This is a genomic window from Stenotrophomonas sp. Steno-C17 (assembly GCF_056393165.1).
Map to the genome: position 1 here is coordinate 1 of NZ_JBWJPD010000012.1, position 21,388 is coordinate 21,388.

Here is a 21,388-nt window from a genome sequence, read left to right on the forward strand (position 1 = left end):
GTTGCTTCAGTCGAGCATGGCTCGACTCTACAGTCGAGCCATGCTCGACTCTACAGGGGTGCAGGGCGCAGCCCAGCAAAACCCCATCTGTCAGATGTGTCGACCAAGGTCGACACCTACCAACTGCCGCGCATGCCGCGATGGCCAGTAGATCCACGCCATGCGTGGATGCGTTTCGAATTCAATTCGAAATTTTCGATTACGACAGAGATCATCCACGCATGGCGTGGATCTACTGTGTCGACCGAGGTCGACACCTACCAACAGCGCAGGAATCTGTCAGAGGTGGGGCGGTGTCGGATTGCGGGGTGTCAGCCGCATGGATGCGGCTGCCAAGCCTACAGGGACGTACTTGCGGCGTCCCCGCAATCCGACACCGCCCCGCCATCCCACGGAATGCCCGCTTTTGCTTTGGACGTTGACGTTGACGTTGAGCAGGTGCAGGGCGCAGCCCTGCAAAACCCCTCTCACCGCAACTGGCTGTCCTTGCTGCCGCGCCTGTTGTAGCCGGCATGGGCCTGTTCTTCGTCGTCCAGCGCCTGCTGGCAGGCCACGCACAGACGCACGCCTGGCACGGCCTGGCGCCGCGCCAAGGGAATCGGCGCGTCGCATTCCTCACAGTACTCCAGACCCGGGCCCTGGCGCAGCTGGCGCCGCGCGCGGGCAATCGCATCGTCCACGGTGGCGTCGATCTGGTCCTGGACCGCGCCGTCTCCCGCCCAACCGGTGGCCATGGCTCACCTCCGCAACTGTCAGGTATGCCCCTGATATGGGGACCCTACCTGCAACCGCAATCGACCGCACCGGGTCATGCCCGGCGGCGTGGCAACCGGTTCAGCCGCGCCTTACCAGACCAGGTCGTCGGGCACCTGGAACTGGGCGTAGTACGCGTCGTCCTCGGCATTGCCGGTGGAGATCTCGGCCGTCGAGCCCGGCTGGCCGTGGTCGACGATGATCGCTTCCGGCGCGCGCTCGCGCACCTTCTCGGCGGCCGCACGCGGCAGCAGGGCGTAACCGTCGCCGTGCGCCACGATGACCAGCACGCCCACCGACAGCGCCTTGCGCAGCTTGGGATCGATCAGCAGGGTGCGGATGGCCGTGCCATCGCTGAATCGGTATTCGTCATCGCCCTTGTGGGGCACCGCATGGGCCGTGATGATCTGCCGCGCCTGCGCCTTCTGTTCAGCCTGCCTGGCCTGCGCATTGCGCTCGGCCGCCAGTGCGCGGTCGCGCTCGACCTTCTCGGCGCGCGCGCGTTCAGCTTCGCGCTGCACCTCGGCCGAAGCCGATTCGGCCTTGCCCTGGCGGGCCTTGGCCTGTTCGCGCGCGGCAGCGCTGGCCTGCGACTTCTTGGCCAGGCCGGCCTTGAGCAATTGTTCCTGCAGCGCGTTGGGCTTTGCCATGGTCGTTGCGTACCGCGTGTAATCTTGGATGCCCCATTCTACCGACGCCCCGCCGCCCCTGCATGGCTGTCCTGAAGTACCTCACCGGCTACCCCGAACCCCTGGTCGCCCAGGTCAGCGAACTGCTGGCCCAGGGCAAGCTCGGCCCCTGGCTGCAGCAGCGCTACCCCGACCCGCACGAAGTGCGCAGCGACCGCCAGCTGTACGACTACACCCAGGAGCTGAAGGACCGCTACCTGCGCAAGTCGGTGCCGCTCAACAAGGTCTGCTACGACAACACGCTGGAAGTGATCAAGCACGCGCTGGGCACGCACACCGCCATTTCCCGCGTGCATGGCAGCCGCCTGAAGGCCAGCCGCGAGATCCGCATCGCCACCGTGTTCCGCCAGGCACCGGCCGCGTTCCTGCGCATGATCGTGGTGCATGAGCTGGCCCACCTGAAGGAAGCCGACCACAACAAGGCCTTCTACCAGCTGTGCCAGCACATGGAACCGGACTACCTGCAGCTGGAATTCGATACCCGCCTGTACCTGACCGAGCTGGCCAACCGCAGCCAGCGCTGACCGGCCACAGCAGCTACACTGCGCGCCCCTGACCGACCTGCCTGCCATGGAACCGATCCGCCTCGACAAACGCCTGTCCGCCCAGCTCGGCATCCCACGTGGCGAAGCACGCCGCTACATCGAGGGCGGCTGGGTCACGGTCGATGGCGAGGTGGTCGAGCAGCCGCAGCGCCCGGTCGATGAGCACGCGGTCGTGGTCGTGGCCGAACAGGCCGATGACAGCAAGGCCGAGCGGGTCAGCATGCTGCTGCACAAGCCGGCCGGCGTGGCCGCCGAGACGCTGTGCGCGCTGGTCAGCAGCGCCACGCGCAGCGAGCTGGATGCCAGCGACATCCGTCCGCTGCAGCGTCATTTCCACGGCTTGCAGCTGGCGGCCTCGCTTCCGGCTGCCGACAGCGGCCTGGTGGTGGTCAGCCAGGACCCGGCCACCCTCGCCCACCTGCAACGCAACCTGGGCCGCACCGAGCAGGAATACCTGGTGGAAGTGGCCGAAGGCGGCCCCGAGCGCGGCCCGTGGCTGCTGGCGCGCCTGCAGCAGGAAGCCGGTGGCGCCAAGGTCAGTTGGCAGAGTGAGCAGCGCCTGCGTTTTGCCGGCAAGGGGCTGACCGCCAAAGGCCTGAGGGCCGCGGTAACCGTTGCGGGCCTGCAGGTGACGGGCGTGCGCAGGCTGCGCATCGGCCGCGTGGCGCTGGGGCCGCTGCCGCCAGGGCAGTGGCGTTACCTGGGCAGCGACGAGCGGTTCTGAGCCCGCCACGGGGTCGGATCCCTTGCCGCAGGCCGCCACGGGGTCGGATCCCTTGCCGCAGGCAAGGGCTCTGACCCCAAGGGCAACCCATGAAGCGCCATCCACGCATGGCGTGGATCTACTAGCATGGCGGCATGAGCCCGCCCACGCCCTTGTGGCGACGCCTGCTGCGTGTCGTCGCCATCATTGTCGCCGCCCTGCTGTTGCTGGTGCTTTCCGGCCTGCTGCTGGCCGACCATCTCACCCCCAGCGCGCGCGGATCCGCTTCGAAGGTGCTGCCGCTGCAGCCGGCACAGACGGCCATCGATCGCCAGCTGGCGCCGCTGCTGGCCGCCCACCCGAACCAGTCCGGCGTGGCCTTCCTCAGCGATGGGCTGGATGCCTTCGCCGCGCGCGCGGTCATCACCGAACAGGCCGGGCGCAGCCTGGACCTGCAGTACTACATCTGGCACGACGACCGCGTTGGCCACCTGATGGCCAAGGCGCTGCACGACGCGGCCGAGCGCGGCGTGCGCGTGCGCCTGCTGCTGGATGACATGAATGCCAAGGACAAGGACGCGCTGATGCTGGCGCTCGATGCGCACCCGAACATCGAGATCCGCCTGTACAACCCGTTCCGCAACCGCAGCGGCATCGCCCGCACGCTGGAGCTGGTGCAGCGCGCCTTCAGCGTGAACCACCGCATGCACAACAAGAGCTGGATCGCCGACGGCCGCGTTGCCATCGTCGGCGGCCGCAACATCGGCGAGGAGTACTTCAGCGCCCGCGATGACGTGAACTTCCAGGACCTGGACCTGGTGGTCGCCGGCCCCGCCGTGGAGCAGGCCAACCGCATCTTCGACGAGTACTGGAACAGCGACGCTGCGATCCCGATCAGCGCGCTGGCCCATTACAACCAGGCGCAGCTGCGCGTGCTGCTGCGCCAGTCCGATCGGGATGCGCTGCATGACAGCAGCCGCCCGTACCTGCAGCGCGTGGCGACATCGCGCGCGCTGCGCCAGCCCGGCCCGGAACCGCTGCACTGGAGCGCGCAGGTGCGGATCCTGTCAGACCCACCGATGAAGCACCGCGACGATGCGCGCGGCGACTGGCTGGTCACCGCCCTGGCGGCGCAGCTGCAGAGCACCCGGCACACCGCGCTGCTGATCTCGCCCTACTTCGTCCCCGGCGCGGAAGGGCTGCAGGGGCTTTCGGCCATGGCCGCGCGCGGTGCGCAGGTTGGCGTGGTGACCAATTCTCTGGCCGCCAACGATGTGGCCGCGGTACACGGCGGCTACATGGGCTACCGGGTGCCCCTGCTGCAGGCCGGCGTGCAGGTGTACGAACTGAAGGCGCAGGGCGAACCCGGCGACAGCAGCCTGTTCGGCAGCAGCGGCGCCAGCCTGCACACCAAGGCGTTCATCGTCGACGACCGGCGCGGCTTCGTCGGCTCGTTCAACCTGGATCCGCGCTCGGCCTACCTCAACACGGAAATGGGCGTGCTCTTCGACGACCCCGTGCTGGGCGCGCGCCTGCGCCAGGAATACCTGCGGCTGGCCGACCCGCAGCACAGCTGGTGGCTGGCGTTGGATGCCGGTAACCAACTGCGCTGGCTGGAACGGCAGCCGCCACCGCACTGGGTGGGGCGCGAGCCGGGTAGTTCACTGGGCAAACGCTGGACCGCGCGGGTGATCAGCTGGCTGCCGCTCGAATCGCAGCTGTAGGCCTTACGGCATGGGCGATGCACTGTCATCGGCCACGGCTTCATCCACGGTTTCCACCGCGCGCCCGTGCAGCCGCCGCCAGATCCAGCGCAGTGCATGCGGTGGCGCCGATGGCAGCTGTTCCAGCAGCGCCAGCATGCGCACCTGGCTGCCATGGCCGTGCCGGCACAACAGGCTGGCCGCTGCGGCGGCGCTGCCCAGCCGCAGGCTGTCGGCCAGCGGGCCGGACGCATCGGCGGCCAGCGCCTGGTGCACCGGTTCGGGCAGGTCCCAGGCCGCCGCCACCCGCTGCGCCAGCGGCAACGACCAGCGCTGCAGCAGGTCCAGTGCCAGCGCTGCGTCCACCGTGCCGCTGCGCCCCTGTGCCTCGTGCAGCACCTGGCGCATCACCAGTGCCGCGCCCAGCCCCTGCACCAACCCCAGCCACTGCGCGGCGAAGGCGTCACCGAAACTGACGGTACGGGCGTGGTCGGCGGCGGCGCGCGAGGCCAGCAGCGCATGCTCCCAGATGATGCTGCTGAACTGCGGGAAGACCTCGCACTGCACCTGCATGACCGGCTGCACAAGCACGGCGCTGATGATCTGGCGCACGCCCTCGGTACCGACCAGGGTCACCGCGCGCTGCAGGCTTTCCACCGGCCGTTCGTGCACCTTGTAGGCCGGGCTGTTGGCAATGCGCAGCAGGTTGCCGGTCAGCACCGGGTCCTGGCCGATGATCGCCGCCATCACCCGTGCCGAGGCGGCATCGTCGTTCACGGTCTGGATCAGCTGCGGCAGCAGCTGCGGCCGGCGCGGCAACTGCCGGGTGGCCCAGTCACGGTCCTGCAGGGCGCGATCCACGGCTTCGGCCAGCGGCGAGCTGGCCGATCCCGCCGGCGCACCGACCAGGTGCGGGGACAGGGCCAGCGCATGCAGGCTGCGCTGCAGGTGTGCGGCCAACCCATCGGCGGGCAGGGTCTCGCTGGGCTGTGCCGCCAGGGCCGGCGCCTGTGCCGGGGCACGGCGCACGGGCGCGGCCGCCCGCCGCCCAGCCAGCCAGTCCGCCATCGCTTGCCACCAGGCCGGCCTCACCGGCGCCCGCCGTGTTGTTGCCCTGCTGCTGCCACTGCCTGCACCTGCGCCTTCGTTCCATTCGGCGACCTGCCGTCGTCGCAGCATCGGCCGCACTTTCATCTTCTTTAACGCCGCAGCCCCGGCCGTGCACGGCATCGGCCGGACGAATGGACTAGAATGGCGCCGCGCGACCCGTCCCCCAGCCATGACGACGTCGCTTTTTTTGTTTTGGGACCCTACCGTTCATTGGCAGTTCGCTGCAGTTCGCCGCTGATCGCGCCATCGGAGACGCCATGCTATTCGAAACCCTCGCCACCACCGGTCATGAGCAGGTGGTGTTCTGCCACAGCCAGGATGCCGGCCTGAAGGCGATCATCGCCATTCACAACACCACCCTGGGCCCTGCCCTGGGCGGCGTGCGCATGCGCCCCTACGCCAGCACGGACGAGGCCTTGAACGACGTGCTGCGGCTGAGCCGCACCATGACCTACAAGAACGCACTGGCCGGGTTGAACGTGGGGGGCGGCAAGGCCGTCATCATCGGCGACCCGAAGGTGGACAAGACCGAAGTCCTGTTCCGCGCCTTCGGCCGTTACGTTGATTCGCTGGGCGGGCGTTACATCACCGCCGAGGACGTCGGCACCGATGTGAACGACATGGAGAACATCTACCTGGAAAGCCAGTTCGTGACCGGCGTGCACCAGGTGCATGGCGGTTCCGGCGACCCGGCCCCGTTCACCGCCTATGGCGCGCTGCAGGCGCTGATGGCCTCGCTGCGGGTCAAGTTCGGGCACGAAGAGGTGGGCAAGACCAGCATCGCCGTGCAGGGCCTGGGCCACATCGGCATGGAACTGGTGAAGCTGCTGCGTGACCGCGGCGCCAAGCTGTACGTGACCGACCTGGACAGTGCGCTGGTCGACCGTGCGGTCAGCGATTTCGGCGCCGAGGCGGTCAAGCCCGACGAGATCCATGAAGTGAACGCCGACGTGTTCGCGCCGTGCGCGCTGGAAGGGGCGATCAACGCCGACACCCTGCCGCGCATCAAGGCGAAGATCATCTGCGGCACCGCCAACAACCAGCTGTCCAGCCTGGAGATCGGCGATGAGCTGCATGCCCGCGGCATCCTGTATGCACCGGATTACGCGGTGAACGCCGGTGGCGTGATGAACGTGTCGCTGGAGATCGACGGCTACAACCGTGAACGCGCGATGCGCCTGATCCGCAGCATCTACCACAACCTGACGCGCATCTTCGAGCTGTCCCAGCGCGAGAACATCGCGCCGCAGCGCGCCGCCGACCGCATTGCCGAGGCGCGCATCCTGTCCATCGGCAAGCTGAAGATGCCGTTGGGCCGCAGCACCCCGCGCCTGGGCAACCTGCGCGGCGGCTGACGCGCGCTGGCCACGCCCGGCATCGCGCCGGGCATGGCCGTTGGCCGCATCGTCAGAAGGCGGCGCTGTAGCGCAGGGCCACCTGGCTCAGGTCACCACGCGGACCGAAGCGCTGGTCGTAACCGAAGCTGAGCCGGCTGTTGCGGCTCAGCCACGACTCCACCGACAACCCCAGCAGGCCACCCGAACGCATCGGCTGCAACCCGGCCATCGGCGCCCAGGCATCGATGCCGACGAAGCTGGCCTGCGCATCCATGCCCTGGCTGGACAACTGCTGCTGCCATTCGGCATAGCCACGCAGCGCCCAGTGGCGCCACTGGCGCTCTGCGCGCACACCGGCCAGCGCCTGGCTGCGACTGCTGGCGTCGCCTGCGCTGCGCAGGCCGAAGCCCAACCCGCCCTGCTCGCTGAAGCGATCGCTGTCCACGCGGGTGTAGTCTGCGCCCAGGTACGGTGTGAGTGACGCACCGGCCCAGCCGAAGCGGTAACCGGCCTCCACGCTGGCCGTGCTGAAGTTGCCACCGTAGCGGGCGTTGACCCCGTACTGGCCCGCGCCCAGCAGCAGCTGGCGATCGATCTCGCGGTTGAACTGGCCCGCACCGACCTGCCCCAGCGCATACGCACCACCGGCATTCCAGCCGGCGTACAGCTGCGCCTGCGACTGCCGGTCACGACCACGATCGCTGCCCCAGGCGCGGTTGCCGAAGCTGCGCGTTTCACCGAAGGCAAAGCCCAGCACGCCGTTGCTGCCCAGCGCCGTGTCCTGCCCCATCATCCAGCCGTGGGTATCGGCACCGCCGGCCGAGAAGCTGCCCTGGCCGACTTCGCCCAGGGCGTTCTGCCAGGCGCCGACCAGGCGCGGTGCGCCCTGCACCTGGCCAAAGCGCGCGGAGAGTGCGCGACGGCCCAGATCGATGCTGTCGAAGGTGGCCGCCGTGGCCAGTGCATGCGCCTTGCCCGACAGACTGTCCAGGCTCTGCTGCAGTGCCTGGTTGCCCTGCACACCCTGCAGCGCGCCCGCGCCCTGGGTGAACAGACCGGTGACCTCGGTACCGTCATCGAGCGCTTCGAAGGCACGTTCCACGCGCGAGGCCGAGGCCTGCGTACTGGCGCCCAGGCCAGCCGCCGATGCCGCGCTGGTCACGTTGACCCGATTGATGTTCAAGGTAACGTCGTTGCTGCCATAGCTGAGCGAAGCGTCCAGCAGGCTGCCCGCATTGAGGCTGTTGCTGACCCCATTGAACGTACCGGTGACGCCCTGCCCGGCCTGCAGCACGGTCTGGCTGCGGCCATTGGCCGGTACGTAACCGCTGACCACGCTGGACACATGCACGTCGCCGCCCTGCAGGGTGGCCGTCCCGGTGATGGCAAGCGGGTTGGAACCCAGCGAGATCATCAGGCGCGCGCCATTGCGGTGCAGGTAATTGCCTTCGATGGTGGCCGTGCTGTTGGCATCGCGCACGATCACGGCGGCGCCGTTGTCGACGTTGCCCTTGACCCGGGTCGTGCCGGTCCGGAACTGCAATGCGGCCGCGTTGGAGCTGACTGCCTGCGCCACGATCACCACGTTGGAGGTGATGGAAGCGCCGTCGCGCAGCGCCAGCGTGCCACGCTCGATGCGGGTGTCGCCGGTGTAGGTGTTGGTGCCGGACAGGCCCAGCGAACCTTCACCCTGTTTGATCAAGCCGCCACTGCCACTGATGTTGTTGCTCCAGACCGAATCCAGGCCCAGCTGCGAGACATTGACGGTGGTGTTGCCCCAGTCGAAGCGTCCCGGCCCGTTCACCGCCTTGCCGACATTCAGCAGGCCGTAGCCGTACACCGCGTCCACGCCGGGCGCACCGATGTCGGTGGCCGTGCCCAGCAGGGTCTGCCGCACCAGATCGTTGTCGAAGTACGGGAAGCGTTCCCAGACCAGCGCGGCCGCGCCAGACACCAGCGGCGCGGCGAACGAAGTACCGTAGTTCCACTGGTAGCCGTTGCCGTTGCGCTCGGGAAACACGGCGCTGCCCGGTGCGGTCAGGCAGTAGCGCGCCGCATCGCCACAGGCGTTGGCCCAGCTGGTGCGTTCGCCGGGCTTGTTGGGATCGATGGCGGTGGCCACCAGCCAACCCTTTTCCAGATCGGCCGCCGGCAGCGAGCCGCCCACGCCGCGCTGGCTGGGCAGTGCCGCCACGCTGCTGGGCTGGTCACGGCCTTCGTTGCCCGATGCAAACACCACCAGGCCGCCGTTGCTCATGATGAAGGGACGGTACTCGGCCGCGACCTGCGCGGTGGTGGCCAGATCGGTCCAGTACAGCCCGCCCCAGGAATTGTTCATGACCTTCACGCCGTAGCTGATCAGGTCCTGGTGGATGCCCGCCACGCCCAGCGGGCCGCTGAAAGAGTTGCCCTGGCCGCTGCCGTCGTCGGTGGGCGAGGTATCGGCAATGATGCGCGCCGAGACGATCTGCGCGCCCGGGGCGATGCCGCCCGGCCAGGCGCCAACGCTTGCGCCCGCCGCGAGGCTGGCCACCGCCGTGCCGTGGCCGACCACGTCATCGTTGTTGAGATTGTTGCGTGCCGGATCGACGTAGTTGAGGTTGGCCACCACGCGGCCGTTGAGTGCAGCGGTGTCGCGCTTGACGCCGGAATCGACGATGCCGATGCGCACGCCCTGGCCGGTCAGGCCCGCCGACTGCGCCGCCAGGGCATTGGTCTGCACCAGATGCGCGTTGACCGCCGGTTCGGTCGGTTTGGCGGGATTGGTCGTGGTGGGCGGCGGTGTCACCGGCGGCGTGGTGGGCGGCGGGTCGATGCGCACGTTGCTGCCACCACCGCCCCCCCCACACGCGCTCAGCGCGGCCACCAGTGCCGAAGCCAGAACCGACCTGCCCATCGTCTTACGTTCCATCGTTTCCTTCCCATGAACGTTGGCCTGCCGCAACCCCTTGCAGGCATCCAGTGCTGCCAGCGGCAGCTACCGCCGACCCTCTATACTGGGCCGACCCCCACGCAGTCTGCCGGGAAATGGCGCCGCTTCCAACGCCCGCCGTCTCCTTTCCGAACATTGCTCACGCATCAACGAGATTGCCATGTCCAACATCGTCATCGCCGCCGCCAAGCGCACTGCCATTGGCTCCTTCCTGGGCCAGTTCAACGGCGTGCCCACCCCGACCCTCGGCGCGGCCGCCATCGCCGCCGCCCTTGAACAGTCCGGGGTTCCGGCCAGCGACGTGTCCGAAGTCCTGATGGGCTGCGTGCTGTCGGCCAACCTGGGCCAGGCCCCGGCCCGCCAGGCCGCCATCGCCGCCGGCATTCCGCTGTCGGCCGGTGCGACCACGCTGAACAAGGTCTGCGGTTCGGGCATGAAGACCATCATGCTGGGCCACGACCTGATCAAGGCCGGTTCGGCCAAGGTGGTGGTGGCCGGCGGCATGGAATCGATGTCCAACGCCCCGCACATGCTGCCCAATTCGCGCACCGGCAACCGTTTCGGCAACTTCCAGGCGGTGGACCACATGGCCCACGACGGCCTGGTCAATGCCTACGACGGCAAGGCCATGGGCGAATTCGCCGAATGCGCGGTGGACAAGTACCAGTTCACCCGCGAGGAACAGGACGCCTACTCCATCGAATCGGTGCGCCGTGCGCAGGCCGCGCAGGCCAATGGCGCATTCGCCGACGAAATCGTCGCGGTGAAGGTCGCCACCCGCAAGGGTGAGGTCGAGTTCGCCAGCGACGAACAGCCCGGCCGCTCGGACATCGCCAAGATTCCGACCCTGCGCCCGGCGTTCAAGAAGGATGGCAGCGTGACCGCCGCCAGTTCGTCCAGCATTTCCGACGGCGCTGCGGCCGTGGTCCTGCTGGCCGAAGACGATGCGGCTGCGCGCGGCATCACCCCGCTGGCGCGCATCGTCGGCCACGCCACCCATTCGCAGGAACCGGAGTGGTTCACCACCGCCCCGATCGGTGCGATCCACGCGCTGCTGGAGAAGACCGGCTGGACGCTGGACCAGGTCGACCTGTTCGAAGTGAACGAGGCCTTTGCGGTGGTGGCCATGGCGCCGATGCGCGAACTGGGCATCAGCCACGACAAGCTCAACGTGAATGGCGGTGCCTGCGCACTGGGCCATCCGATCGGCGCCTCGGGCGCACGCCTGGTGGTCACCCTGGTCAACGCGTTGCGCACGCGCGGCGGCAAGCGCGGCATCGCTACCCTGTGCATCGGCGGCGGCGAAGCGACCGCAATCGCCATCGAGTTGATCTGAAAGGAATTAACGGCGATTTCGCAAAAATGAATGCGGGAGCGCTTGACACCCAATCTTGGCTTGTCATCATGTTGTCGGCGCGCAGTTGCGCGTTGCCTAATCTAACGACGAGGATTCACACAATGAGCATCAACAAGCTGCTGGTCGCTATGTCCCTGGCCCTGGCCCTGGCCGCCTGCTCGAAGCAGGAAGCTGCCCAGGACGCCGCTGCTTCGGCCAACGAAGCCGCCACCGAAGCCCAGGCTGCTGCCGACCAGGCCGCCGCTGCCGGCGCCCAGACCGCCGACGCTGCCCAGCAGGCTGCTGACACCGCCGCCACCGCTGCCGACGCTTCGACCGACGCTGCTGCCCAGGCTGGCGCTGCTGCCACCGACGCTGCTGCCGGCGCTGCTGCCGACGCTGCCAAGGCCGGTGAAGCCACCGCCGAGCAGGCCAAGGACGCTGCTGAAGAAGCCAAGAAGTAATAACTTCTTTCTTCACGCTGTTCTGGAAAAGCCGCTGGTTCGCCAGCGGCTTTTTCTTTGCCTGAATCCTGCCGATGAACTCGCGACCGGGCCTTCACAGGGGCCTGAATAGGCTGGCGTCCCCATCCATCGCTGTACCGGAGACCGCCATGAAGATCCGCACGCTGACCACTTCCCTGCTGGCCGCTTCGCTGGTGCTGGCCCTGGCCGCCTGCAAGGGCCCGGAGGCCGAGCAGGCCCGCCAGGATGCCGCGCAGGCCGCCGACAGCGCCGGTGCCGCCGCGCGCGATGCGGTGGACAAGGCCGCCGAAGCCACCCGCGACGCCGCTGACAAGACCGCCGCCGCCTCCGAGCAGGCCGCTGCCGATACCCAGCAGGCGCTGGACAAGGCGGCGGATGCGACCGCTAACGCCGCCGACCAGGCCAAGGCCGCGGCGACCGATGCTGCTGCCCACGCCAGCGATGCTACGGCCGATGCCGCGCAGAAGGTCGCCGACAAGGCACGCGATGTCGCAGATGACGCGAAGGCGAACGCCGCCCACGAAGAAGCCAAGCACTGACCCCACACCGTCGCCGGGCCATGCCCGGCGACGTCAGGGCAGCGCGCGCAGCAGGATTCCGCCTAGGTCCAGCCCGGGCGGCAACGTGCCCAGCGCCAGCCCGTGTTCGCCCAGCAGGCGGCTGCGGATGAACGCATCGGCCACCGGGCTTTCCGCGCGCAGCAGCACTGATGCCTGCAGCAGCAATGCCGTGCGTTCGCAGAACGCCCGTGCCTGCCCTTCATCGAACGAGGGGGCCTCTTCCCAGCGCTGCAGCGCCTGCGAATAGCGCAGATCGGCATCGGCTGCGGCCTGCAGTTCCTGCTGCAGCGCGGCCAGGGTTTCCGGCTCACGCGCCAGCGCGCGCAGCACGTCCAGGCACTGGATGTTGCCGCTGCCTTCCCAGATCGAATTCAACGGTGCCTGCCGGTACAGGCGCGGCAGCATCGACTCTTCCACGTAGCCGGCACCGCCCAGGCATTCCTGCGCTTCGTTGACGAAGGCCGGGGCGCGCTTGCACAGCCAGTACTTGCCCAGCGCCGTCCCCACCCGCGCCAGCGCCGCTTCGGCCGGATCAATGGCCGCCCGATCCACCGCGCGCGCAATGCGCATCGCCAGCACCGTGGCCGCCTCCGATTCCAGCGCCAGGTCGGCCAGCACGTTGGTCATCAGCGCGTGTTCCACCAGCGGCTTGCCGAACGCGCGGCGATGGCGCGCATGGTGCAGGGCCTGGGCCAGCGCCATGCGCATTTCCGCCGCTGCGCCCAGCATGCAGTCCAGCCGGGTCATCATCACCATGCCGATGATGGTGGCGACCCCGCGCCCTTCCTCGCCCACGCGCCAGGCCTGGGCGCCGCAGAATTCCACTTCGCTGGACGCATTGGCCCAGTCGCCCAGCTTGTCCTTCAGCCGCATCAGCCGGAACGCGTTGCGATCGCCATCGGCCAGACGGCGCGGCATCAGCAGGCAGGTCAGCCCACCGGGCGCCTGCGCCAGCACCAGGAAGCCGTCGCTCATCGGCGCGGAGAAGAACCATTTGTGCCCCGACAGGCGATAACGCTCGCCATCGAGCGGTTCGGCGCGGGTGCTGTTGGCACGCACATCCGACCCGCCCTGCTTTTCGGTCATGCCCATGCCCAGGGTGATGCCGGCCTTGTCGGCCACCGGCACATCGCGCGAATCGTAAACCGGCGCGGCCGCCTTGCGTGCCCATTCGGCCAGGTGCGGCTGCGAGCGCAGCACCGCCACCGCGGCGTGGGTCATGGTCAGCGGGCAGCTGGTGCCCGCTTCGGCCTGGTGGTGCAGGTAGCTCAACGCGGCACGCGCCACGTGTGCGCCCGGTTGCGGTTCGTGCCAGGAAAGCCCGGCCACGCCGTGCTGCTTGGCCGCGCCCATCAGCTGGTGGTAGGCGGGGTGGAATTCCACCAGATCGATGCGATGCCCCTGCGCATCGTGCGTGCGCAGCCGCGGGCGATCACGGTTCGCATCGAAGCCCAGTCGATACAGCTCGTCGCCGGCCAGTGCGCCGTACACCGCCAACCGCGATGCGAACGCGCCCCCACCCTCGCGCTGCACCGCCTCGACCAGCGCGACGTCGTCGGTCCATAACTGGCGCCCTGCGAACGGTGGCGGCTGGTTCAGCACCACATGCGTTTCGTAGGGAACGTTGCTGCTGAAGCCCGGTCCGTTCATCCATTGCTTCCCGTTGCGGAAAAGGAGCACATCGATTGTGCCGCATCGCCTGGCCAGCCCGTGTTCAGCCCGGTTCTCACCGCCTGCACGAGCGCCACGCCAGAGTGGCCACATGAGCGACAACGAAGATCTGGTGGTATTGCGGCCAGAAGGCCTGTACTGCGCGGCGGGCGATTTCCACATCGACCCGTGGCGGCCGGTGCCACGCGCGGTCATCACCCACGGCCACGGCGACCATGCGCGCCCGGGCATGGGCGAATACCACTGCAGCACCGGCAGCGTGCCGATCCTGCGCTGGCGGCTGGGCGATGTGCCCCTGCACGCGCATGACGAAGGAACGGCTTTTACGCTGGGCCGGGTGCAGGTATCGCTGCACCCGGCGGGGCACGTGCTGGGGTCGACGCAGGTGCGCATCGATGATGGCCGCCAGGTCTGGGTGGCCTCGGGCGACTACAAGCGCCAGCACGATCCCACCTGCACGCCGTTCGAAGTCGTGCCCTGCGATACCTTCATCAGCGAAGCCACCTTCGCCCTGCCGATCTATCGCTGGCCGCACACCGCCGATGTCGCCGCCGACATCGTGGCCTGGCGCCGCGAATGCGCCGCGCGCGGGGAAGCGGCGGTGCTGCTGTGCTATGCCCTGGGCAAGGCCCAACGCGTGCTGGCCGAACTGCTGCCCCTGGACGACCAACCGGCCTGGCTGCACGGCGCCATCGCCAACGGCGTGGCGGTGTACCGCCAGGCCGGCGTGGACATGCTGGACACCGTGACCGTATCCGAACAGGGGCGCACACCCGATGCGGCCGGCCAGCTGATACTGGCCCCACCCTCGGCAGCCGGCACGCCGTGGCTGCGTCGTTTTGGCCGCCACCAGTTGGGTTTCGCTTCGGGGTGGATGCACCTGCGCGGCAACCGGCGCCGGCGCAACGTCGATCGCGGCTTCGTCATTTCCGACCACGCTGATTGGCCGGCGCTGCTGCAGACCATCGAACAGACCGGCGCACGCCGCATCATCGCCACCCACGGCAACACCGATGCGCTGATTCCGTTCCTGCGCGAGCGCGGTGTCGCCGCCGAAGCTTTCCGTACCGACTTCGGGGCCGAGGAATGAAGGCCTTCGCCGCGCTCTACCAGCGCCTGGACCGCAGCACCGCAACGCTGGACAAGCGTGCGGCGCTGGTCGATTACTTCCGCACGGCGCGCCCGCATGATGCCGCGTGGGCGGTGTACCTGCTGAGCGGCGGCAAGGTGGGCGGCGCGCGCCGCAAGGTGGCGGCCAGCGGTGAACTGCGGCGCTGGATTGCCGAGGCGTCCGCGCTTCCGCCGTGGCTGGTGGACGACAGCTATGCGCAGGTGGGCGATCTGGCGGAGACGCTGACCCTGCTGCTGGATGATCCGGCCACGCCCGCCCCGAACCGCGCACTGGCCGACTGGATCGAGCAGCACCTGCTGGCGGTGGCCAACCAGGACGAAGCGCTGCGGCATGCCGCGGTACTGCAGGGCTGGCAGCAGCTTCCCGCCGCCGAACGCCTGGTCTTCAACAAGCTGCTGACCGGCGCACTGCGTGTTGGCGTATCGCAGCGATTGGTGCAGCAGGCGCTGGCCGAATGGTCGGGGCTGGATATCGCGCGCATCGCCCAGCGCATGCTGGGTGAGTGGGTGCCCTCGCCCACCGCGATGTCACGGCTGCTGTCGGCGGAGGAACTGCCCAGCGATCGCCAGCAACCCTACCCGTTCTTCCTGGCCTCGCCGCTGGAAGGCGCGCCGGCCGAGCGGCTGGGCGCGCTGCAGGACTGGCTGCTGGAATGGAAGTGGGATGGCATCCGCCTGCAGCTGCTGCGCCGAAGCGGCGAGGTGGCGTTGTGGTCGCGCGGCGAAGAACGGCTGGATGGCCGTTTTCCGGAGATCGAGCAGGCCGCCGCCGCCCTGCCCGACGGCTGCGTGATCGACGGCGAGCTGCTGGCCTGGGATACCGCCGATGACCTGCCGCGCCCCTTCACTGCATTGCAGACCCGCATCCAGCGCCGCAAACCCGGCGCGGCCACCCTGCGCAATACCCCGGTGCGCGTGTTGGCCTACGACCTGCTGGAACACGATGGCCGGGATCTGCGCGAGCTGCCCCTGCACGAGCGGCGCGCGCAACTGGCGCAGCTGCTCGGTGCACTGGCCGATCCGCGCCTGCAGATGTCGCCGCAGGTAGCTGCCGACGATTGGGACGATGCGGCGCGCCTGCGCGCGGCCGCCCGCGAGCGGGGCGTGGAAGGCCTGATGATCAAGCGCCGCGATTCGGTCTACCAGGCGGGGCGCCGGCGCGGCGACTGGTGGAAATGGAAGATCGACCCGCTCACCATCGACGCGGTATTGCTGTATGCACAGGCTGGCCACGGCCGGCGCAGCACGCTGTACACCGATTACACCTTTGGCGTGTGGGACGGTGAAACGCTGGTGCCGGTGGCCAAGGCCTATTCGGGCCTGGACGACAAGGAAATCCTGACGCTGGACCGCTGGATTCGCGCGCACACGCGCGAGCGCTTCGGGCCCGTGCGCAGTGTCGACGCCGTGCAGGTGTTCGAGCTGGGGTTCGAAGCAGTGAACCGCAGCAACCGTCACAAGTCGGGTATCGCCGTGCGCTTTCCACGCATCCTGCGCTGGCGCCATGACAAGCCCGCCAGCGAGGCCGACCAGCTGCACACCCTGCAGGCACTGGCGCGATGACCCGGGCACAGGCCCTGCAGCGCCTGCAGGCGTGGTTCGCGTCGCGCGGCTGGCGCCCGCTGCCGTTCCAGCGCGCGATGTGGCGACACTACCTGGCAGGCGAATCCGGTCTGCTGCACACGCCAACCGGCAGTGGCAAGACGCTGGCGATGTTCGGCGGTCCCCTGCTGCAGGCGCTGATCGATCCACCGCCTGCACCGGCACGGGCCAACGCCGTGCGCCCGTTGCAGGTGGTGTGGATCACGCCGCTGCGGGCACTGGCCAGCGATACCGCGCGCGCGCTGCAGGCGGCCATCGATGGCATTGGACTGGGCTGGAAAGTGGGCCTGCGCACCGGCGATGCCAGCAGCCGCGAGCGTCGCCAGGCCCGCGAAGGCCGGGTGGATGTACTGGTGACCACGCCGGAATCGTTGGCGCTGTTGCTGAGCTACCCCGACACCCTGCCGCGCATGCGCCAGCTGCGCTGCGTGGTGGTGGACGAATGGCACGAGCTGCTGGGCAACAAGCGTGGCGTGCTGCTGCAGTTGAACCTGGCGCGACTGCGCGACAGCACCCCCGCGCTGCAGCTGTGGGGGCTGTCGGCCACCCTGGGCAACCTGCCGCAGGCGCGACAGGTGCTGCTGCCCGACCGACCCGCAGCGCCGGTGGTGGAAGGCGCGCGGCAACGTCCGGTGCAGGTGCAGACCCTGCTGCCCGAACCGGGCGAGCGCTTTCCGTGGGCGGGCCACCTGGGCCTGTCGCAGCTGCCACGGGTGCTGCAGGCCATCATGCACGCACGCAGCACGCTGCTGTTCACCAACACCCGCGCCCAGGCCGAGCTGTGGCACCAGGCACTTTCCGCGGTGTGGCCAGAGGACGCTGCAACGCTGGCCCTGCACCACGGCTCGCTGGACCCGACCCTGCGCCAGCAGGTGGAAGACGGCTTGCGTGGCGGCACGCTGCGCTGCGTGGTGGCCACCTCCAGCCTGGACCTGGGGGTCGATTTCCCGGAAGTGGACCAGGTGCTGCAACTGGGCAGCCCCAAGGGCGTGGCGCGCCTGCGCCAGCGCGCTGGCCGTGCCCGCCACCGTCCCGGCGCCAGCGGCTGCATCACCTGCATTCCCAGCCACGCGCTGGAAGTGGCGGAGTTTGCGGCGGTGCGTAACGCGCTGCGCGAGGGCGTGGTGGAAGCGCGTCCGCCGCCCGTACTTTCACTGGATGTGCTGGCCCAGCATGCGGTGAGCTGCGCGCTGGCCGGCGGTTTCCAGGCCGATGCATTGCTGGCCCAGGTACGGCGCACCCACGCCTTTGCCGATCTGAGCGCTGCGCAGTGGCAGGCCGTGCTGGACTTCATCGTGCAGGGTGGCCAGGCGTTGTCGCAGTATCCGGATTTCCACAAGGTGGTGATCGATGACACCGGCACCTACCGGGTGCCCGATCGCCGCCAGGCCCTGCGGCACCGCCTGTCGATCGGCACCATCAGCAGCGATGGCAGCGTGCGCGTGCAGTTCCTGCGCGGCGGCGGCCTGGGCTCGGTGGAAGAACAGTTCGCCAGTCGGCTGCGCCCGGGTGACCGCTTCCAGTTCGCCGGGCGTCTGCTGGAGCTGGTGCAGCTGCGTGACATGACCGCCTACGTGCGGGTGGCGCGTGGCCGCGGCGACGGCAGCGTGCCGCGCTGGCAGGGCGGCCAGCTGCCCCTGTCGATGCCGCTGGGCCAGGCCGTGGCAGCGGTGCTGTCCGGGGCCGATGACAGCGCCGAATCGCGGTGGCTGGCGCCGCTGCTCGCGCTGCAGTCACGCGTATCCGCGCAGCCCACGCCGGCGCAGCTGCTGGTGGAGGACGTGCGCCGCCGCGAGGGCCAGTTCCTGTTCGTCTACCCCTTTGCCGGGCGCCATGTACATGAAGCGCTGGCAGCGCTGCTGGCACTACGCTGCACGCGGCAGCAGCGCAACAGCATTGGCTATGCGGTGAACGATCACGGCCTGGTGCTGGCACCGGCGCAACCGATCGCTCTGGATGCGCAGGGCTGGCAGGCCTTGTTCAGCGCCGACGGGCTGCTGGATGACCTGCGTGCGGCGGTGAATCTGGGCGAGCTGGCGCGCCGCCAGTTCCGCGGCATCGCACGCGTGGCCGGACTGCTGGTGCCCAGCCTGCCCGGTGGCATGCCGCGCTCGCTGCGCCAGTTGCAGGCCTCGGCGGGCCTGCTGTACGACGTACTGCGCCAGCACGATCCGGAACACCTGCTGCTGGCGCTGGCCGAACAGGAAGTGCTGCGGGACGCCCTGGATCTGCCCGGCCTGCAGCAGACGCTGGCACGCATCAGCCGGCAGACCATCTCACTGCAGCAACCGGCATCACTCACACCGCTGGGTTTTCCGCTGTGGGCCGAGCGCCTGCGTGGGCAGTTCAGCAACGAAGACTGGCGCACGCGCGTACAACGCGCTGCGCAACAGCTGGAACGCCGCCATCAACGCTGAACTGCCCCTGCAACTGGCCGGTGAAACGCTGCGCATGCTGGGCGCGCGTGCACTGTTGTGGCCGGCCCGCCAGGCGCTGCTGGTTGCCGACCTGCACCTGGGCAAGGCCGATGTGTTCCGCCGCGCGGGCATCTCGCTGCCCTCGGGCGGCACCCAGACCGACCTGCAACGACTGCAGGTGCTTGTGCAGCAACATGCATGCCGCGAACTATGGATCCTCGGTGACATGCTGCATGGCCCGCTGCACCGCAGCGTGTGGCAGGCGCAATGGCTGGCCTGGCGCGAGCAGCATTACGCTCTGGACGTGCATGTAATCCGCGGCAACCATGACCGCCAGCTCAGTGCAGCCGCACTGCAGGTGCAGCTGCACGCGCAGGTGCGGATGGGCGACATCGTGCTGCGCCACGAACCAGAGCCCGAGCCCGCTGCCTGCGTCATTGCCGGTCACGTGCATCCGCAGATCGCCCTGCCGGCGCTGCGCCGCCGCTTTCCGGCGTTCTGGCTGCGCCCCGGGGTCAGCGTGCTGCCGGCATTCTCCGCATTCACCGCTGGCGTCGTCGTGCCGCCAGCACGCGATGAACAGCGCATCGCCTGCGTCGAGGGCGCCCTGGTGCCGCTGCCTGCCCGCTAGGATCAGGCCGGGCGGGCCAGCATGTCCGGCATCAGTCGAAACGTGGGTTCGCTGCTGCCTGCGTGCCGCGGCAGCGCGCGCACGGCGGCAAGCATTTCCTGCGCACAGGTGCGGATGTAGCCATGGTGTTCGGCGCCCGCGTGGCTGATCAGGCTGCCCACGTGGAATTCAAAGACATCCTCCAGCACGTCGGGCTGGTCCTCGTGCAGCATCTGCAGCAGACCGCGCAGTTTGCAGATTTCCGATTCCAGCTCGTGGACCGCGAACAACATGGCATCCTCCTTCGAACAGGCGGCGCATCCGGGCCGCAGCAGGCCGCGACGGCGCGGCCGCCCGGGCCATGCGCGAAGTTCGATCACGGAGTGTTCGATCACGGAAAGGAAAACGGGCGACGCGGCGTGCGCGTGCAACCCTGTTCTCGCACACCTGCGGTGAGGTGTTCGTTATTTCACGTGACGGGCACGTTCACAGCGGGCACGACCACGGTGCTCGATGCGGTGTGGGCGGGCGCTGCCGCCAGCGCGGCGATGAAGGCGGCGTCCAGCGGCAGTTTGCCGAACCAACCGTGCTGGGTACCGCTCAGCACGCGCAGCATGTGCCCGCGCCCGCCCGGCATGCGCCCCATCGGGCCCAGCAGCACATCGCGTGCATGCGCCCAGAGATCGCCATTGGACTGGAACAGCGGCGTCAGCCAGCGGCTCCAGCGCTGGTACACCGCCACATGCGCGCGCCGCTGTGCCTGGTAGGCCTGCAGCGCCGCTTCGCCACGGTGGCTGCGCAGCGCATCGCGCAGCGCCAGTGCGTCGATCAGGGCCATGTTCACGCCCTGCCCCAACTGCGGGCTCATCGAATGTGCGGCATCACCGGCCAGCACCAGGCGGCCATGGTGCCAGCGCTTCATCACCGCATCGCGGTACACCGCGCGTGCCAGCTGGCCGGCATCGACCAGGTGCGCGAAGCGCGCGCTGGCCTGTGGCCACAGCGCGTGCAGTTCCTGCAGCCAGGGCGCCATGCCGTCCTGCTGCCAGCGCTCGAAATCATCACGCGGCAGGCTCCAGAAGAAGCTCAGGCGGGGGGTGTCATCGCCGGGACGGGTGCCCACCGGCAGCAGTCCGATCATCTTGCGCGCCGCCACGTAGCGCTGCCGCAGTTCCTGCATGTGCGGCCAGTCCTCGGCGGGCAGCAGGCACCACAGCGCGCCCCACGGGTACACCCGGTCCAGCGCCGTGCCGCCTTCGACGGTGCCGCGCAGGGTGGACGCTGCGCCGTCGGCGGCGACCACCAGGTCGAACGGGCCGTGCCAGCGCCCCTGCGCATCGCGTACGCGCCCTTGCGCGCTGTCCACCGCCTCGATGGCGGTGCCCACGTGCAGGTGGCCGGCGCCTGCACGCGCCTCCTCCAGCAACGAGAACAGGGCGCCGCGCTGCATGCCCAGCCCGTGCAGGCGGGCATCCAGTCCGGCATACCCCATGTCCATCACCGCACGCTCGCAGGGCGTATCGCCATACAGGCGGTGCACCGGCGCGGCATGGGCGCGCACCGCATCGAGCAGGCCCATCTGCCACAGCACCTGCAGGCCGCTGGGCTGCAGCAGGAAGCCGGCACCCACCGGGCCGGGCGTGGGCACGCGTTCGAAGATCTCCACCTCGTGGCCATCACGGGTGAGCAGGATGGCCAATGCCTGGCCAGCGGTGCCGTAGCCGATCACGGCAATGCGCAGTCGTTCCGTCATGCCCGCATTGTGCCCGAGGCGTGATCGGAATGGAGCGGCAGCCACCGCGCG

18 protein-coding genes are annotated in these 21,388 nt (G+C 69.0%); 11 read left to right on the forward strand and 7 right to left on the reverse strand.

Annotated elements, in window-relative coordinates; translation table 11 throughout:
- Positions 1-467: 467 nt before the first annotated feature.
- Together AC06FA_RS12165 and AC06FA_RS12170 are read right to left on the reverse strand one after the other, a co-directional pair.
- The gene (locus tag AC06FA_RS12165; protein WP_478068532.1) at positions 468-734 is read right to left on the reverse strand and encodes a DksA/TraR family C4-type zinc finger protein; all 267 of its coding nucleotides are present in this window, start codon (positions 732-734) and stop codon (positions 468-470) included.
- Positions 735-845: 111 nt separating this feature from the next.
- Positions 846-1,403 carry a DUF2058 domain-containing protein gene (locus AC06FA_RS12170; protein ID WP_478068533.1) on the reverse strand — a complete coding sequence of 186 codons (558 nt, stop codon included), beginning with the start codon at positions 1,401-1,403 and terminating at the stop codon, positions 846-848.
- A 62-nt stretch (positions 1,404-1,465) separates the two neighbouring features.
- Here AC06FA_RS12170 and AC06FA_RS12175 point away from each other — a divergent pair, with 62 nt between their 5' ends.
- From AC06FA_RS12175 to AC06FA_RS12185, 3 genes are all read left to right on the forward strand, one after another.
- Positions 1,466-1,966, forward strand: coding sequence for a M48 metallopeptidase family protein (locus tag AC06FA_RS12175; RefSeq protein WP_049414246.1), 501 nt, complete (start codon positions 1,466-1,468; stop codon positions 1,964-1,966).
- Positions 1,967-2,012: 46 nt separating this feature from the next.
- A complete protein-coding gene (locus tag AC06FA_RS12180) occupies positions 2,013-2,711 on the forward strand; it encodes an RNA pseudouridine synthase (protein WP_478068534.1) in 699 nt (232 codons plus the stop codon).
- Between the two features lie 134 nt (positions 2,712-2,845).
- Positions 2,846-4,414, forward strand: coding sequence for a phospholipase D family protein (locus tag AC06FA_RS12185; protein WP_478068535.1), 1,569 nt, complete (start codon positions 2,846-2,848; stop codon positions 4,412-4,414).
- A 3-nt stretch (positions 4,415-4,417) separates the two neighbouring features.
- On the opposite strand, the gene AC06FA_RS12190 is transcribed toward AC06FA_RS12185, so the two are convergent.
- Positions 4,418-5,485, reverse strand: a complete 1,068-nt coding sequence (locus AC06FA_RS12190) for an HDOD domain-containing protein (protein ID WP_478068536.1) — start codon at positions 5,483-5,485, stop codon at positions 4,418-4,420.
- A 275-nt stretch (positions 5,486-5,760) separates the two neighbouring features.
- Between AC06FA_RS12190 and AC06FA_RS12195 the strand changes: the two genes are divergently transcribed.
- Positions 5,761-6,858 (forward strand): Glu/Leu/Phe/Val dehydrogenase dimerization domain-containing protein, encoded by a 1,098-nt coding sequence (locus AC06FA_RS12195; RefSeq protein ID WP_312710130.1) that lies wholly within the window; start codon positions 5,761-5,763, stop codon positions 6,856-6,858.
- Positions 6,859-6,910: 52 nt separating this feature from the next.
- On the opposite strand, the gene AC06FA_RS12200 is transcribed toward AC06FA_RS12195, so the two are convergent.
- On the reverse strand, positions 6,911-9,751 hold the full coding sequence (locus AC06FA_RS12200; protein ID WP_478068537.1) for a S8 family serine peptidase: 2,841 nt from the start codon (positions 9,749-9,751) through the stop codon (positions 6,911-6,913).
- A 181-nt stretch (positions 9,752-9,932) separates the two neighbouring features.
- On the opposite strand from AC06FA_RS12200, the gene AC06FA_RS12205 reads away from it, so the two are divergent.
- The 3 genes from AC06FA_RS12205 (at position 9,933) to AC06FA_RS12215 (ending at position 12,132) form a co-directional block, all read left to right on the forward strand.
- Entirely contained in the window at positions 9,933-11,108 is a 1,176-nt protein-coding gene (locus tag AC06FA_RS12205; RefSeq protein WP_478068538.1) for a thiolase family protein, read from the forward strand.
- 122 nt (positions 11,109-11,230) lie between these two features.
- Positions 11,231-11,572, forward strand: a complete 342-nt coding sequence (locus AC06FA_RS12210) for a hypothetical protein (RefSeq protein WP_108750689.1) — start codon at positions 11,231-11,233, stop codon at positions 11,570-11,572.
- 149 nt (positions 11,573-11,721) lie between these two features.
- Complete coding sequence (locus AC06FA_RS12215; RefSeq protein WP_478068539.1) at positions 11,722-12,132, forward strand: hypothetical protein; 411 nt, start codon at positions 11,722-11,724, stop codon at positions 12,130-12,132.
- A gap of 33 nt (positions 12,133-12,165) precedes the next feature.
- Here the strand turns inward: AC06FA_RS12215 and AC06FA_RS12220 are convergent, their stop codons facing one another.
- On the reverse strand, positions 12,166-13,803 hold the full coding sequence (locus tag AC06FA_RS12220; RefSeq protein WP_478068540.1) for an acyl-CoA dehydrogenase family protein: 1,638 nt from the start codon (positions 13,801-13,803) through the stop codon (positions 12,166-12,168).
- 112 nt (positions 13,804-13,915) lie between these two features.
- On the opposite strand from AC06FA_RS12220, the gene AC06FA_RS12225 reads away from it, so the two are divergent.
- The 4 genes from AC06FA_RS12225 to pdeM are packed head-to-tail and all read left to right on the forward strand — an operon-like array spanning position 13,916 to position 19,605.
- Positions 13,916-14,914 carry a ligase-associated DNA damage response exonuclease gene (locus AC06FA_RS12225; protein ID WP_478068541.1) on the forward strand — a complete coding sequence of 333 codons (999 nt, stop codon included), beginning with the start codon at positions 13,916-13,918 and terminating at the stop codon, positions 14,912-14,914.
- Positions 14,911-16,518, forward strand: a complete 1,608-nt coding sequence (locus AC06FA_RS12230; RefSeq protein WP_478068542.1) for an ATP-dependent DNA ligase — start codon at positions 14,911-14,913, stop codon at positions 16,516-16,518. Before AC06FA_RS12225 ends, AC06FA_RS12230 begins: the two co-directional genes overlap by 4 nt.
- Positions 16,515-18,974 carry a ligase-associated DNA damage response DEXH box helicase gene (locus AC06FA_RS12235; RefSeq protein ID WP_478068543.1) on the forward strand — a complete coding sequence of 820 codons (2,460 nt, stop codon included), beginning with the start codon at positions 16,515-16,517 and terminating at the stop codon, positions 18,972-18,974. Before AC06FA_RS12230 ends, AC06FA_RS12235 begins: the two co-directional genes overlap by 4 nt.
- Positions 18,964-19,605 carry a ligase-associated DNA damage response endonuclease PdeM gene (gene pdeM / locus AC06FA_RS12240; RefSeq protein WP_478068632.1) on the forward strand — a complete coding sequence of 214 codons (642 nt, stop codon included), beginning with the start codon at positions 18,964-18,966 and terminating at the stop codon, positions 19,603-19,605. The genes AC06FA_RS12235 and pdeM overlap by 11 nt, the downstream gene beginning before the upstream one ends.
- A 2-nt stretch (positions 19,606-19,607) precedes the next feature.
- On the opposite strand, the gene AC06FA_RS12245 is transcribed toward pdeM, so the two are convergent.
- A complete protein-coding gene (locus AC06FA_RS12245; RefSeq protein ID WP_478068544.1) occupies positions 19,608-19,877 on the reverse strand; it encodes a hypothetical protein in 270 nt (89 codons plus the stop codon).
- Between the two features lie 176 nt (positions 19,878-20,053).
- The gene (locus AC06FA_RS12250) at positions 20,054-21,337 is read right to left on the reverse strand and encodes an FAD-dependent oxidoreductase (RefSeq protein WP_478068545.1); all 1,284 of its coding nucleotides are present in this window, start codon (positions 21,335-21,337) and stop codon (positions 20,054-20,056) included.
- Positions 21,338-21,388: the final 51 nt, after the last annotated feature.